The following is a 14,636-nucleotide window of genomic DNA, read 5'->3' on the forward strand; positions in this document are numbered from 1 at the left end:
CCGTGCGATCTTAAGAAGATGGACTCCTCTGTTGGTCAGGCAGAGCCGGGGGACACGGCGGTGAGCGGCTTCGGTCGTCGGCGCCTGCTGTCGCTCGCGGCTGTCGGCGCGGCGACCGCCGGCGCCGCTCTCGCCCTGCGCCCCGAACCCGCCCGTGCCGCGACTTCCCTCGCCGAGACCTCGAGCTCGGTGTCGAGCGTCGCCGAGGCACTCGAGGTCGCCAAGGTCAACGCCTGGGGCGGCCAGTCGAACGGGCAGATCCCGTCGTCGTACCTCGTCCCCGTCGTGGCGTCGGTGTCCGGCTCCGGGTACCTGCGCGACGACGCCGCCCGTCAGTACTTCTCGATGAGCCTCGCCTTCTCGAACGCCGTCGGACGTCCGCTCGCCATCACCGAGGGCTACCGCAGCTACGCCCGGCAGGTCGAGTACTGGAACAAGTACCAGGCCGGCACGGGCAACCTCGCCGCCTACCCGGGCACCTCGAACCACGGCTGGGGCATCTCCTGCGACTTCGGCGCCAGCGTCGACCAGGCAGGGAGCACGGCGAAGCGCTGGATGGACGCGAACGCTCCGTCCTACGGCTGGAACCCCACGGGCAACGGCTTCAGCCGCCCCGAGCCCTGGCACTTCGACTACGTGGGCGCCTACGCCGGGCAGCCGACCAGCGGCGTCGACAAGGACAGCGACGTCATCGTCATCCGCAGCACGCAGGCCCTGAACGAGCAGAGCGTCGGCTACACCGCGCTCGTCGGTGTGCGCAGCCTCCGGCACCTCTCGTCGATCGACATGATCAACTCGATGCGCGTCGTCGGCGTGCCGTACTACGAGATCAACCGCAACCAGTTCTACGCCGTGCTGTCGTCGCTGGGCATCGCCCGAGCCTCGCTCACGCAGGACTCCGACTACTGGCGTCGTTGACGCTCACCCCGACCCGCGAACCCTGGAGACACGAGAATGCTGATCATCCGATGCACTGACAACCTGCCCGAGGTGGGCGGCGGCTACGTCTGCATGGTGGGCGTCCGCAGCCTGCGCCACATGACGAGCATGGACATGGTGAACGCCATGCAGGCGGTCGGCGTGCAGTACAAGAACCTGAACGCCTCGGGCTTCTACGCGGCCCTGAGCTCGCTCTCGATCCCGCGGACGGCCCTCAAGCCGGGCGCCGACTGGTCGGGACGCTAGTCCGGCTGGGGTCGCCGCGGCTCAGCCGCGGCGGCGCCCGGCCGCGATGCTGAGCCGGGCCCGGAGCGACAGCCCGATGCCGAGCACCGCGACGACGGGCCGCCACAGCAGGCCCGGGTGCGTCTTCGCGATGTAGCGACGGGCCGAGGCGTGGTGCGCCTCGATCATCACGTCGGCGGCCCTGGCCGTGCTCTCGCCGCCGATGTGCATCACCTCGGCGGTCGGGACGTAGAGGTTCGACCAGCCGGCGGACGCGATGCGCCGCCCCAGGTCGACGTCCTCGAAGTACATGAAGAAGTCGTCGTCGAAGCCGCCCACCTGCTCGAAGGCCTCGCGCCGGACGAGCAGGAACGCCCCCGACAGCCAGCCGACGGCGGTGGCCGACTCGGCCGACGACGACACGTCTCGCTGCTGGTAGCGCCGCGTCCAGGGGTTCGACGGCCAGACGCCCGAGAGCAGGGCGTGCCCGATGCCCGTCCTGATCGACGGCAGCGCCCGGGCCGAGGGGTAGACGGTGCCGTCGGGGTCGAGGATGCGCGGCCCGAGGACGCCTGCGCGCGGCTCGGCCCTGGCAGCCTCGAGGAGGTGCGTCACCGTCTCCGGGGTCGCGATGGTGTCCGGGTTGCAGACCAGCAACCACTGCTCGTCGGGAGTCGCCAGCCGGGCGCCGATGTTCGCGGCGCTGCCGTAGCCGACGTTGCCGGGGGAGCGGACCAGGGTGACGTGCTCGTGGGCCGCGGCGACCGCCTCCGGCGCACCGTCCGTCGACCCGTTGTCGACGACGAGCAGGCGCCCGGGCGGGAAGCCCGTGGGCACGAGCGAGTCGACGAACTCCGCGAGGGTGCCCCCGGGGTTGTAGGTGACCGTCACGCAGAGCACGTCGTTCACGACCGCCTCCCTGCTGCCTCGGCGTAGACGGCGGCGTGCTCGCCGGCCGTCCTGCGCCAGGTGAACGTGAGCGCGCGCTCGCGCCCTCGGCGTCCGAGGTCGGCCCGACGGGCGTCGTCGTCGAGCAGCGCCTCGAGGGCGCTCTCGATCGACGGGGCGTCGGGCTCGCAGTAGACGGCGACGTCGCCGCCAACCTCGGGCGCGGCCAACCGGTCCGTCGTCAGCACGGGGACCCCGCTCGCCAGCGCCTCGAGGATCGGCAGGCCGAAGCCCTCGCCGACGCTGGGGTACGCCACGAGCGACGACGACGCCACGAACGACGGCAGCAGCTGCTCGTCGACGTAGCCGAGCCAGCGGTAGGCCGCGCCGGGTGCTGCGGCATCGAGGCGCTCGATCACCGACTCGTCCCAGCCGCGGCCTCCGGCGAGCAGGAGGCGCGGTGCCAGTTCCGGACGCCGCCGGGCCAGCCCGACGATCGCGTCGAGCAGCGGACCGACGTTCTTGCGCGGCTCGATCGTCCCGACGAACGCCACGTAGGGGGCGTCGCCGACGGCCAGCGCCCCTCGCATCTCGGCCTCACGATCGCGGCTTGCGGGGCTGTAGCGCTCGGTGTCGACGCCGTGGAACGACACCACGATCGACCGCGCCGGGTCGCCCGCCCAGCGCGCGACCTCGTCGGCCGTCGCCTGGCTCGGGGCGATGCACCGGTCGGCGAGGCGCGAGGCGAGGCGGATCCAGGCGCGGAAGAACGGGCCCTTCAGCCGGCCGTGCAGCCCGGGGTGCGAGAAGAACGTGGCGTCGTGCAGCGTGACGACGCGCGCCGCGCGGACGAGGAGGGGCATCGTGTAGTGCGGCGAGTGGACGACGTCGGCACGGACTCGGCGGGCGAGACGGGGGAGGGCCGTCTGCTCCCACAGCAGACGGCGGGCGACGGACGTCGTCGCCTCGGGCACCGGGTGCAGCTCGGCACCCGGCGCCTCGCGTCGCAGCCAGGGCACGTCGCGGCGCTGGCAGGCGACGTGCAGGACGAGGTCGTCCCGGCGGGCCAGCTCGGGCACCAGCTCGCGCAGGTAACGACCGACCCCGCCGGAGTCGGCCGGGATCGAGGTCGCGTCGAGGAGGACGGTGGTGCTCACGACGGTGCTCCTCGGGTCGGTGGTACGGGCGGACACGCGACCAGCGCGCCAGGGGACAGGTGCGTCAGCGGTCGGCGTCGACCATGGCGCCGACGATCTCGGTGAACGAGCGCGTCGGGGCCCAGCCGAGTCGCCCGCGGATCCGCGACGAGTCTCCGCGCAGTTCCTGGGCGTCGGCGGGCCGGACGAACTCGGCGTCGCTGCGCACGAGACCGGTCGTGTCGTGGATCCCGACCCGGGCGAAGGCGGCGTCGACGAAGTCCTGGATGCTGTGCGACTCACCCGTGGCGACGACGAAGTCGTCGGCCACGTCGTTCGTCGCGACGAGCGCCAGGGCCTCGGCGTAGTCGGGGGCCCAGCCCCAGTCGCGGCGGACGGTCAGGTCGCCGAGCACCAGCTCGCTCTGCTCGCCGCGGGCGATGCGCGCGGCCGACGCGGTGATCTTGCGCGTGACGAACTGCTCGGGACGCCGGGGCGACTCGTGGTTGTAGAGCACGACGCCCGACGCGCGCATCCCGGCGGCGCGGTAAGCGCCCACGAGGAGGTGCGCGTAGGCCTTCGACGCACCGTACGGGTTGATCGGAGCGATGCGCGTCGACTCGTCCTGGGGCGACTCGGCGGCCTGCCCGAAGATCTCGGCACTCGAGGCCTGGACGAAGCCGGCATCGCCGCCGTCGGCGTTCAGCTCGGCGACGGCGGCCAGGAGGGCGGCGACGGCCGTGCCGTTGAGCAGGCTCGTCTCGAGCGGCTTCTTCCAGGACGCGGCCACGCTGCTGAGCGCGGCGAGGTTGACCACGACGTCGGGACGCACGTCGAGGACGATCGCACGCACGGCGGCGTGGTCGGTGAGGTCGGCCCGGTGCAGGACGGCCTCGGCGGGCACGCCGTTCTCGACCACGGGCGCGTGGTCGACGCCGCCGGCGTCGCGGACGACGCCGTGCACCTCGTGGCCGAGGGCCACGAGGTGCTCAGCGAGGTAGCTTCCGGTCTGACCGGCGATCCCGGTGACGAGCGCGCGGGACATGCCTTACTTGCCCTGCGCGGCCTTCTCGCGCTCCATGTCGGCGTCGACCATCATCGTCACGAGCGTCTCGAAGTTCGTCGCCGGCGTCCAGTCGAGCGCCTCGCGAGCCTTGGCGGAGTCGCCGATGAGCAGGTCGACCTCGGCGGGACGGAAGAACTGCGGGTCCTGGAAGACGTGCTTCTCCCAGTCGGCGATGCCGACGTGGTTGAAGGCGATGTCGAGGAACTGACGCACCGAGTAGGTCTCGCCGGTCGAGATGACGTAGTCGTCGGCCTCGTCCTGCTGCAGCATCAGCCACATGGCCTCGACGTAGTCGCCGGCGAAGCCCCAGTCGCGCTTCGCGTCGATGTTGCCGAGGCTGAGCTGGTCCTGCAGGCCGAGGGCGATGCGGGCCACGGCGATGCTGATCTTGCGGGTGACGAACTCCGGTCCGCGCAGCGGCGACTCGTGGTTGAAGAGGACGCCCGACGAGGCGTGCATGCCGTACGACTCGCGGTAGTTGATGGTCATGTAGTGGCCGAAGACCTTCGCGACGCCGTAGGGCGAGCGGGGCCACAGGAGCGTCGTCTCCTTCTGGGGGACCTCTTGTACGCGGCCGAACATCTCGGAGGACGACGCCTGGTAGAAGCGGACCTTCGAGATGTCGTCGCCGGCGTAGAGGCGGATCGCCTCGAGCATGTTCAGGACGCCGAGGCCGGTGACCTGGCTGGTCAGCTGGGCGTTCTCCCACGAGTAGGCGACGAACGAGATGGCGCCGAGGTTGTAGACCTCGTCGGGCTTCGAGCTGTTCAGCGCGCGCAGCAGGCTGGACTGGTCGAGCAGGTCGCCCGTGAGGATCTTGACCTCGGGAGCCCACGACTGGATCACGGGGATCTTCGGGTTGTTCTGGCCACGGACGAGGCCGTAGACCTCGTATCCCTTCGAGAGGAGGAGGCGGCTGAGGTACATGCCGTCCTGTCCCGTGATCCCGGTGATGAGGGCGCGCTTGGTCATTCAGGTTCCTTACGTTCGTTCCGGCCGACACGACATCTTAGCCAGGTGCCGCGCCGCGGCCCCGTGTCAGGGGGGGCCCGGCGCGGCACGGCCGGGGGAGGGTGGATCAGTACAGGGAGCCCGCGTCGAGGAACATCGTGTTGTTCACCGAGTCCTCGTAGATCTCGAACTTGAGCTGGCTGTGGGCCGACTTCGTGGGCAGTGCCACCTCCACCCGGGTCCACGAGCCGGTCGTCGTGAACGACTTGCTCGCCGCCTCTGCGGTGCCGCCGAGGCCCCACAGGGCCAGCCGCCCCGAGAACGGCGTGGCGGTGCCGCTGCGGACGTAGACCACCGCCGTGTACGTCTCGCCGGGCGCCGTCTGCCGGGCCACCGTCTGCGACAGCGAGGTGCCGGGCGTCGTGGTGTTGGTCGCCGCGAAGTGCGTCCCCGACGCGGGGGCGACGCCGCTGGTGGCCTTCGTGTAGGTCGCGAAGTTCATCCCGCGGCCGCTCGTCGACCAGCCGGCGGTCTGTCCGCCCTCGAACCCGGGGCTCGCGAGCAGCTGCTTGCTGATGCTGCCGTTGTCGAGCCAGAGCGTCTGTCCGTTCGCGGTCTTCATGTAGACCTCGAGCTTCAGCGACTTCGGGGTGACGTTCGACGTGCCGAGGGCGACCTGGAACTTCTGCCAGCTCGAGCCCACCGTGAAGTCGGACTGCCCGACGATGTTGCGCGAGCCGCCGAGGCCCCAGAGCGCGAACGTGCCCTTGTAGGGCGTGCTCGACGTCGAGCGGAGCCACACCGTGGCCGTCCAGGTCTGGTCGGGAGCGGCCTGCACCGCCACCTCCTGGGCGAAGCTGCGACCGGCGACGGGCGTGTTCGCGGCGGCGAACCAGGACCCGGCCTGGGCGAGCGAGGGGTCGTTGTAGACCTGCCGGTTGATGAAGCCGTTGCCCGGCGTCCACGCCCCGAACGAGCCGCGCTCGAACGACGGGTCGATCATGACGTTCTGCTGCTCCGGCGCGCGGCCGAACTGGAGGGAGGTCGTGTCCATCCAGAGGTCGGAGCCGGTGGTCTCCATGTAGACGTCGAGCCGGATGGTGCTGTGCGAGCTCGCGCGGACGGGCAGGGCCACCTTCACCTGGGTCCAGGTCTGGCCGACGCTGAACGACTTCTCGGCCACCTCCTGGGTGCCGCCGAGCCCCCACACGACCACCTTGCCCTTGAAGGTCGAGGCCGCGCCGGAACGGAGCCACACCGTCGCGGTCGCCTGCTCGCCGACGTTGGTGGTCCGACGGACGTCCTGAGTCACGGCCCGGCTGCCGACGCTGGTGTTCGTGGCGAGGAAGTAGTTGCCGGACTGCGCCTGGCCGGCGTTGTTCACCGCGACGCGGTTGATGAAGCCGTTGCTCCACTGCCAGCCGGCGACCGAGCCGCCCTCGAAGGAGGACGACTGCAGCCAGTTGGACGGGCTGCCGAACCAGTCGGTGAAGTAGAGGTAGAAGTTGCGGTTGCCGTACGCGCTGCACGAGTCGCCCGTGCCGTAGCCGGCGTTCAGAGCCGCCTGGTTGGGCGTGTACGGCGTGTAGATGTAGAGGTTCGCCGTCGCCTGGTTCGCGATCGTGACGCTCTTCGTGCCGCAGCCGGGATTGTTCGCCTGGTAGAGGATGTTGCTCGTCCGACCCGGCTGGTAGCTCCACGACGAGCTCGTCTTCGTGTACCGCTGGAACTGGTGCGCCGCGTTGTAGACCTGGTTCGCGAAGCCGTAGTACCGGGTGTCGCACGCCGCCGTGTCGGGGCAGCCGTAGCCCATCGCGATCCGGTAGGCGCTCGCCGAGGGCGCCGTCGAGTTCACGAGGCCCTGCTCCTTCTGCAGCATCACCAGCAGCACCTGGGGGTTGATGCCGCAGGCCTGGCCGATGCGGACGATGGCGGACGCGGCGGTCTCGTTCGAGCTCCCGCCCAGTGCTGCGCAGTAGGCGTCGGCGCTGCGTGCCGGCGTCGCCGACCGGTAGTCCTTGAGGCAGGGCTGGCCGTTGCTGCCCTTGCACGTCACGACCCGAGAGTTCAGGAACGCCTGCACGCCCTCGGCCGTCATGGCCGCCGCGTTGTAGAAGGACGCGTCGCTGATGATGTTGCCGGCGTTGAAGTTCCGCGCGTCCGCCGTCACGGCGGCCTCCGCGGACTCGGCGGCCTGGGCGGGCGCCTCCTGCACGAGGCTCGTGACCCCGGTGAGGAGGCCGGCCGCGACGGCCACGGAGGTGGCCAGGGCGATGAAGCGGGAGTGTCGTCTCATGGGATGGTGACCTCGTAGTCGGAGAGGGTGCCGGCCGCGGTGGGCGACGCGTACGCGACGCTCACCGTCCACGTCCCGGCGCTGAAGGAGGGGCTCGACAGAGCCATGGAGCCGCAGTCGGTGCTCGACGCGGAGGGCAGGGCGGTGAACGACCCGGAGACCGTCGCCGCGCCCCTGGTCGCGGTCAGGGTGCACACGCCGCCCTGCTCGACGACCTCGGGGACCGTGGCCCCGACCGTCAGGGTGCTGCTCTCGGCGGTCCACTGGTCGAAGGTGACGAACGGCGTGACCGAGACGGGCGTGGTGCCCGGCGCGGGCGCCGCGGGCACCTCGGTGGTCTGCTGGCCGGGACCCACCGGCACTGCCGGCGTGGGCTCGGCCGACGGCCCGGAGTCGGGCTCGGACGGGTCCGTGCCCGGCTCCGCCGAGGCCGACGGCGTGGCGGCGGGCGTGCTGCTCGCGGTGGGCGTGGCGCTCGTGGTGGGGGACACGGACGGCGGCGCGTCCGGCCCTCCGTCGGAGGCCGCGACGGCCACGGCGGCGACGATGCCGCCCACGACGACGACGCCCCCGACGATGCTCCACGTGATGATGGAGGCTCTCTTCATGTGATCACTCGTTCCGGCGCGGACCCTGCTCCGAGCCTGATGGGTTAGACGATATGCTAACGGCGCGTCAGGCCGGGCAGGGCGTTCTCGAGCGATCCGCGTCGTCCCTTTCGGGGGACAACCGCGCTCGCGGGCACGCCGTCGCGGCGCCGCCGACGCAGGCGACGTGCAGGCACGACCTCGGAGGATTCAGTCATGGAACAACACCGGACGGACGCGGAACGCGACCTCGACGAACTGCGCGACGCGGTGCTCGACGACTGGCTTACGGTCACGTCGAACGTCACCGACGCGCTCCAGGCGATCCAGCAGACCGTCTCGTGGCGGGTCACCCGCCCGCTCCGCTCCGCGAAGCTCTTCTCGAACAAGGCCAAGGAGGTGGGGGTCGTCCCCGCCGGTCGACTCGCGGCCGTCGAGGTGGCCCGTCGGCTCGTGCGCCGATGACGAGCGTCGTCCCGATCGACCGTGACGTCGTCAGCGACGAGGTCGACGCGCTCCGCGCCGCGCTCTCCGGACGGCTCGCCGTCGTGGCCGAGGCCCTCGCCGTCGACGTGTCGGGGCTCACGCCCTCGCAGACCCTGGACGCCCTCGCCCGGGTGGCCCGCGCCTCCTCGTCGCCTCGAGACCGCTGGCTGCTCTACGTCGGGCTGACCGGCACGTTCCCGTCGGTCGCCGAGATGGGCAAGCTGACGCGCGCCCTGCTGCTCGCGACGCCCGCCACGGCTCTCATCGCCGTGCTGCAGTCGACCCTCGACGTGCAGTCGCGCACGCACTCGGGCCTCCGGACCATCGAGCTCGTCCGCGACACGGTGATCGTCGACGTCGACTTCTGCGCGAAGTACGAGCACAACACCGGCATCCAGCGCGTGGTCCGCCACACGGTGCCGGAGTGGCAGGACGACCCCTCGCGCGCGCACCGCCTGGTCGCCTGGAACCAGGACAGCACGGGCTACCGGGAGCTGACCGACCTGCAGCGCGACCGGGTGCTGCACTGGAGCGACCGTCAGCTGCCGAAGTCCGCCGACCCCGTGCTGACCGACCGGCAGCTGGCCGTCGAGCACGTGCTCGTGCCCTGGGACTCGGTGCTGTTGATCGCCGAGGTGCCGGCGTTCCACGTCTGCGACACCCTCACCTCCATCGCTCGGTTCTCGGGCAACCGCGTCGACCTGATCGGCTACGACGCGATCCCGCTCGTCATGGCCGACACCCTGCCGAACGCCGAGTCGGAGCGCTTCGCGCACTACCTGACGCTGGTGAAGCACTCCCGCCGGGTGCACGGCATCAGCGAGTCGGCGTCGAACGAGTTCCGCGGCTTCGTGAGCGCCCTGCCGAGCCAGGGCCTCACGGGGCCGGAGGTCGTCACGACCAGCCTCGCGACCGAGGTCTCCGCGGTCGCCCGCGAGGCGGCGGGCCGAGTCGCCCCCGAGTCCGCGGCCGACCCCGTCGTCCTCTGCGTCGGGAGCCACGAGCCTCGCAAGAACCAGGACGCGACCCTCTTCGCGGCCGAGCTGCTGCACCGAGAGGGGCACCGGTTCCGCATCGTCTTCGTCGGCGGCGGCAGCCGGACGGCGACCATGCACTTCGACAAGCGCGTCGCCGCGCTCTCGAAGCTCGGGATGCGCGTCGAATCGCACCGCCGACTCGGCGACGCCGAGCTCTGGGGGCTCTTCGGCATCGCCCGGTTCAGCGTCTTCGTCTCGTTGCACGAGGGGTTCGGCCTGCCCGTGGCCGAGTCGCTGGCGCTCGGCGTGCCGGTCGTCACGAGCGACTTCGGCAGCCTCGACGAGATCGCCCGGGTGGGAGGCTGCCTCCAGGTCGACCCGCGCGACGACACGGCCATCGTCGACGCCATGCGGCGCCTCCTCACGGACGACGCCCTGCACTCGTCCCTGGTCGCCGACATCGCGAGACAACAGCCCAAGACCTGGCGTGCCTACGCCGACGAGATCTGGCAGGGGGTGGCCGCGTGATCGCGCGACCCGTGCACGACCAGGGCCTCCGGCTCGCCGCACGCACCGCCTCATCGGCCTCGGTCGACTGGCAGGCCCTGTCGGGGGGCCGCCTGATCGAGGCGCTCTCCCGTGACCTCGGCGAGCCCAGCGACCGGCTCTCGTACCTGCTCCTGTCGGTGCTCGAGCGTCGTGTGCCCCTCGCGACGAAGGTCGTCGACTTCACCCGTCAGTGGCGCATCGAGGGTCTCGCCGCCCCGCTGACGGCCGAGTACGCCCGGCTCTCACGGTCGCTCCCGCGCCGCGTGCGCCCGCTCGTCATCGTCAGCGGTGTGGTCGTCGACGTGACGGACACGAGCCGGAGCCGCTTCACGACCGGCATCCAGCGGGTCGCCCGCGAGACGGTCACGCGCTGGACCCGGAGCGCCGAGGTCACGCTGGCCGCCTGGGACCCGACGGGGCGCACGCTGCACGGCCTCACGGACGACGAGACCGGACGGGTGCTCCTCGCCGGGGCCGGATCCGTCGCGCCGGTGCCCTCCGGCGCCGTGCTCGTCCCCTTCGACGCGACCTTCGTCCTGCCCGAGATCACCGTCGCCGCGGCGCGGACGGCCTCGCTGCGCTCGGTCGTCCGGTTCGGATCGGCGCGGTCGGGCGCCATCGGGTTCGACTGCATCCCCGTGACGACGTCCGAGACGAGCGGTCCGGGGATGCCGGGGGCGTTCTCCGAGTACCTGGCGATGCTCTCGCTCACCGACGTCGTCGCACCGATCTCGAGTGCCGCCTTCACCGAGTACAGCGGGTGGGCTTCGATGCTGCCGGGTGCCGGGCTGACGCCGCCGCGGATCGAGACCGTGGGCCTGCCGAGCCAGGTCGGGAGCGTCGACGACGCGACGGTCGCCCGCGTGCGCGCCCAGCTCGGCCTCGGCGACACGCCCGTGGTGCTCTCGGTGGGCAGCCACGAGCCGCGCAAGAACCACCTGAACCTGCTCGTCGCCGCCGAGCTCAACTGGCGACGCGGACACGAGTTCACACTCGTGCTCGTCGGCGGCAACGCGTGGGGCGACGGGGAGTTCCAGGCGATGGTCGCCACGCTGCGGCGCAAGGGGCGCCCCGTGAGCATGCTCTCGGGCGTGGACGACGACGTCGTGTGGAGCCTCTACCGGTCCGCTCGCTTCACCGTGTTCTGCAGCGTGAACGAGGGCTTCGGCCTGCCCGTGGTCGAGTCGCTCGTGAGCGGGGTGCCCGTGATCACGAGCGACTTCGGCAGCATGCGCGAGCTCGGCGAGGGCCACGGCGCCCTCGTCGTCGACCCGCACGACCCCTCGGCCATGTCCGACGCGATGGAGCGGCTGCTCACCGACGACGCCCTGCACGCCGAGCTCGTCGCCCTGAGCGACTCGCTGCCCCGTCCGAGCTGGGACGACTACGCGGAGCGCCTCTGGCAGCTGGTCGCCGCGCCTGCGCCGGCCGCGCCTGCGCCGGCCGAGTCGTCAGCCCCGGCGGAAGCGAGCTGACACGCGCGAGCGGACCTGGTCCGCGAGCGTGGTCGCCTCCAGCTCGTCGATGCGCAGCTTCATCGCGTGCGTGAGCTGGAGCGACTCGTGGTGGGTGTGCTGCAGGTCGGCGAAGCGGTGTGCGAGGGTCTCCTCCGCCTCCTCGGCTCGCTGTGCGCGCTCGAGCAGCGAGGCCACGTAGGAGGCGGCCACGGCCGGGTGGGGTGCCTCGAGGGCGTCGTCGGGCAGGGCGACGGGGGCAGGCGGGCGCACGGCGCACAGCTCGCCGAGCGGTGCGTCAGGCGCCGGGGCCGAGGTGAGGGTCTCGGCCCACCTCTCGGCGAAGAGGCCGCCGTTCCGTCGACCGAGGAACGCGCGGTAGTCGGGCGTGCTGCCGGTGGACGTGCCCGACGAGTGCTGCACGACGGCCGCGGGCTCGACGACGACCAGGCCGCCGGCCAGGCGCAGTCGGAGCTGCAGGTCGACGTCCTCGTAGTAGGCGGGGGTGAAGAGGTCGTCGAAGCCGTCCGCCGAGTCGAACGCCTCTCGGTCGACCCAGAGCGCCGCTGCTGAGCAGTAGTCGACGGCACGGCTCACGAGCAGGCCGTCCCGCTCGGCGTCGGCCAGGGTCGAGCCCGCGCCCAGCTGGATGGTGCCGGCGTCGTGGCGGAGGCGGCAGCCGGCCTCCTGCACGACGTCGTGCTCGTCGACGAGGAGGCTCCCGACGGCCACGGGGGAGTCGGGCCGGTCGGCCCGTGCCGCGAGGGCGGCGAGCCAGGACGGGCGCGGCAGGGCGTCGTCGTTGAGGAAGACGAGAGCCGAGCCGGAGGCCGCCGCGGCGCCGGCGTCGCAGCCCGCCCCGAACCCGGCGTTCTCGGGCAGGCGGACGCGCACGAGCCCGGGGACGCCGTCCAGCGCACTGCCGATCTCGGGCCGGGCGCCGTTCTCGACGACGACCACCTCGAAGTCGGGGGCGCCGACCTGCGCGGCGAGGGAGTCGAGGCAGAGCAGGAGCTCGTCCAGGAGCTTCCAGGCCAGGACGACGACGGACACGCGCGGGGCGGTCACCGGAGGCCTGCCTGGAGGGACAGGAGCGTCCGGTGGATGCCGGCGGGCAGCGGCGTCAGCATCCTGCGGTCGATCTCGGGCCAGACGACCGACCCGAACCGGAGGTCGGGCGCCTGGACCGACGCCGTGAAGTGGCTGCCCATGACGATGCGCGGCTTCTTCTTGACGATGCGCTGCAGCTCGCTGATGAGCGAGCCGATGGTCACTCCCTGCTGCGAGGCGATCACCTTGAGCACCACCGTGCCGGCCGGGGAGCCGGCCGCCCGGTCGACGGCCTCGACCGTCATCGCCGCGGCGTCGTCGACGAAGAGGTAGTCGCGGATGGTGTCGATGGGCACGTAGATGGACGAGGGCCGGCCCTGCAGGTGCGCGAGGCACAGCTGGGAGACGAGGCCCTGCGCCTTGCTCAGGTCCTGGCCGGGGCCGTAGAGGTTCGAGTACCTGCCGATCACGACGGGCACGCCCGTGGTCGCCGACCAGTCGCGGAAGAGCTTCTCGACGGCGAGCTTGCTCCAGCCGTAGGGCGCGAGGGGACGGGCCTCGGTCGTCTCGTCGAAGGGCGTGCCGGTCGAGCCGGCGAAGGCCCCTCCCGCCGAGGAGGCGACGAAGACCGACCCGCGGGAGGCGCGGGCAGGGTCGACCGCGATCACCGCGGCCACCTCGGACAGCACGCGGGCGACGACCGAGCGCTCCTCGGCGAGGGCGTCGGGCCCGCTGGCCACGACACCGGCGCCGGCGGCCCACACGAGCGACCACGGGGTGCCGTCGAGGATGAGGCCGCGCACGAGCGACGAGATCACGCTGACGGACGCGCCGGGATCACGCCACGGCACCGTGGCCCGCACCACGTCGCGTCCGTCCGCCTCGAGGGCCGCGACGACGGCGCCCCCGAGGAGGCCGCCAGCCCCGACGACGAGGTGGCGACGCCGCACCGTCGCGGTGGGGTCTGCTGCTCCGGTCACGACTGGGCCGGTCACGTCAGGAGTCGTGGGATCGACGGCGACCGAGCGGGCCGCGTCCGGGGTCGCTGACGATCAGGTACGAGGGCCGGCCCATCGCCATGTTGACCGCGACGCCGACGTACTCGGCGACGACCCCGAGGGAGAAGAGGATCGCGCCGGTCGACAGGAGCACGACCACGATGGTCGACGACCAGCCCGCGGCGAGCTGCGTCCCCGCGATGGCGGAGATGACGACGTAGACGGCGAAGAGCAGCCCGATGACCGCGAGGGCGATGCCCAGCACGCTGACGAGGCGGAGCCCGCGGGTGCCGGAGGTGAGGACCATCTTCCAGAAGTGGGAGAGGAGCTTGCGCAGCGAGTAGCCGCTCGCGCGGCCGCCTTCCTCGCGCAGCTCGACGGGGCTCGTGGTGATGCGCCGGGTGATCCAGCCGATGGCGACGTCGAGGTAGACGCCCGAGCCGGCGTACGCCGACACGCTGCGGCCGACGTCGCCGAGGACGAGCCGGTAGCTCTGGAACTGCGAGGCGTCGCCGCCGCCCATGACCGTCCGCAGGACGACCTTCGCGCCCTTCGAGGCGGCGTTCCGGAAGGGGCCGTGGGGCGCCGCGTTCGTGGGCTTCGCGTAGACGAGGGCAGCCTGCTCGCGCATGGCCGTGTCGAGCATGGAGTCGAGGTAGGCCGGATCGTGCTGGCCGTCCTCGTCGACGGTGGCGATCCAGTCGCCGCCCGTGGAGGCCATCCCCGCGAGCGTCGCCGCGTGCTGGCCGAAGTTGCGGCTCAGCCAGACGCCCCGCACGAGGGCGTGCCGGCTCTCGAGGTCGCGGATCACCTGGTCGGAGGCGTCGGGCCCGTTGTCGTGCACGAGCAGCACCTCGGTGATCTGCCGCAGGTGGCCGTCCGGCGTCAGGCGCTCGGAGGCGAGGGCGAGAATCTCGTCGACCAGCGCCGGCAGGGTGGTCTCGCCCTGGTACACGGGGATGACGACGGAGATGCGGTGCGCGGGCGAGACGGGAGTTTCGGCGGGTCTCGACACGGGACGTGACACTATCACG

14 protein-coding genes are annotated in these 14,636 nt (G+C 71.9%); 5 read left to right on the top strand and 9 right to left on the bottom strand.

Annotated features, from left to right (window positions below; genetic code table 11):
• Window positions 1-60 precede the first annotated feature (60 nt).
• Window positions 61-918: a D-alanyl-D-alanine carboxypeptidase family protein gene (locus ES689_RS02025; protein WP_146899512.1), complete on the top strand. Its 858-nt coding sequence runs from the start codon at window positions 61-63 to the stop codon at window positions 916-918.
• Between the two features lie 36 nt (window positions 919-954).
• Window positions 955-1,185 carry a hypothetical protein gene (locus tag ES689_RS02030; RefSeq protein ID WP_146899515.1) on the top strand — a complete coding sequence of 77 codons (231 nt, stop codon included), beginning with the start codon at window positions 955-957 and terminating at the stop codon, window positions 1,183-1,185.
• Window positions 1,186-1,206: 21 nt separating this feature from the next.
• On the opposite strand, the gene ES689_RS02035 is transcribed toward ES689_RS02030, so the two are convergent.
• The 6 genes from ES689_RS02035 to ES689_RS02060 all read right to left on the bottom strand — a co-directional run bounded on the left by ES689_RS02035 (window position 1,207) and on the right by ES689_RS02060 (window position 8,109).
• Window positions 1,207-2,073, bottom strand: coding sequence for a glycosyltransferase family 2 protein (locus tag ES689_RS02035; protein ID WP_146899518.1), 867 nt, complete (start codon window positions 2,071-2,073; stop codon window positions 1,207-1,209).
• A complete protein-coding gene (locus ES689_RS02040) occupies window positions 2,070-3,209 on the bottom strand; it encodes a glycosyltransferase family 1 protein (RefSeq protein ID WP_146899521.1) in 1,140 nt (379 codons plus the stop codon). The genes ES689_RS02035 and ES689_RS02040 overlap by 4 nt, the downstream gene beginning before the upstream one ends.
• Before the next feature lie 64 nt (window positions 3,210-3,273).
• Window positions 3,274-4,233, bottom strand: a complete 960-nt coding sequence (locus ES689_RS02045) for a GDP-mannose 4,6-dehydratase (protein ID WP_146899524.1) — start codon at window positions 4,231-4,233, stop codon at window positions 3,274-3,276.
• Between the two features lie 3 nt (window positions 4,234-4,236).
• Complete coding sequence (locus ES689_RS02050) at window positions 4,237-5,226, bottom strand: GDP-mannose 4,6-dehydratase (RefSeq protein ID WP_146899527.1); 990 nt, start codon at window positions 5,224-5,226, stop codon at window positions 4,237-4,239.
• Window positions 5,227-5,332: 106 nt separating this feature from the next.
• On the bottom strand, window positions 5,333-7,501 hold the full coding sequence (locus ES689_RS02055) for a carbohydrate binding domain-containing protein (protein WP_146899529.1): 2,169 nt from the start codon (window positions 7,499-7,501) through the stop codon (window positions 5,333-5,335).
• Entirely contained in the window at window positions 7,498-8,109 is a 612-nt protein-coding gene (locus ES689_RS02060) for a hypothetical protein (protein WP_146899532.1), read from the bottom strand. Before ES689_RS02060 ends, ES689_RS02055 begins: the two co-directional genes overlap by 4 nt.
• A 195-nt stretch (window positions 8,110-8,304) precedes the next feature.
• On the opposite strand from ES689_RS02060, the gene ES689_RS02065 reads away from it, so the two are divergent.
• The 3 genes from ES689_RS02065 to ES689_RS02075 are packed head-to-tail and all read left to right on the top strand — an operon-like array spanning window position 8,305 to window position 11,575.
• Complete coding sequence (locus ES689_RS02065; protein WP_146899535.1) at window positions 8,305-8,553, top strand: hypothetical protein; 249 nt, start codon at window positions 8,305-8,307, stop codon at window positions 8,551-8,553.
• Window positions 8,550-10,079 carry a glycosyltransferase gene (locus ES689_RS02070; RefSeq protein WP_146899537.1) on the top strand — a complete coding sequence of 510 codons (1,530 nt, stop codon included), beginning with the start codon at window positions 8,550-8,552 and terminating at the stop codon, window positions 10,077-10,079. Before ES689_RS02065 ends, ES689_RS02070 begins: the two co-directional genes overlap by 4 nt.
• Window positions 10,076-11,575 (top strand): glycosyltransferase family 1 protein, encoded by a 1,500-nt coding sequence (locus ES689_RS02075; RefSeq protein ID WP_146899540.1) that lies wholly within the window; start codon window positions 10,076-10,078, stop codon window positions 11,573-11,575. Before ES689_RS02070 ends, ES689_RS02075 begins: the two co-directional genes overlap by 4 nt.
• On the opposite strand, the gene ES689_RS02080 is transcribed toward ES689_RS02075, so the two are convergent.
• Genes ES689_RS02080 through ES689_RS02090 form a run of 3 tightly spaced genes read right to left on the bottom strand, consistent with a single transcriptional unit; the run spans window position 11,552 to window position 14,617 of the window.
• A complete protein-coding gene (locus tag ES689_RS02080; RefSeq protein WP_191330134.1) occupies window positions 11,552-12,622 on the bottom strand; it encodes a glycosyltransferase family 2 protein in 1,071 nt (356 codons plus the stop codon). The genes ES689_RS02075 and ES689_RS02080 overlap by 24 nt on opposite strands.
• The gene (locus tag ES689_RS02085; RefSeq protein ID WP_146899546.1) at window positions 12,619-13,599 is read right to left on the bottom strand and encodes an NAD(P)-dependent oxidoreductase; all 981 of its coding nucleotides are present in this window, start codon (window positions 13,597-13,599) and stop codon (window positions 12,619-12,621) included. The genes ES689_RS02080 and ES689_RS02085 overlap by 4 nt, the downstream gene beginning before the upstream one ends.
• Before the next feature lies 1 nt (window position 13,600).
• The gene (locus ES689_RS02090) at window positions 13,601-14,617 is read right to left on the bottom strand and encodes a glycosyltransferase (RefSeq protein WP_223269334.1); all 1,017 of its coding nucleotides are present in this window, start codon (window positions 14,615-14,617) and stop codon (window positions 13,601-13,603) included.
• Window positions 14,618-14,636 lie beyond the last annotated feature (19 nt).

The sequence above is a fragment of the Frigoribacterium sp. ACAM 257 genome (assembly GCF_007954365.1).
Lineage (GTDB): Bacteria > Actinomycetota > Actinomycetes > Actinomycetales > Microbacteriaceae > Frigoribacterium.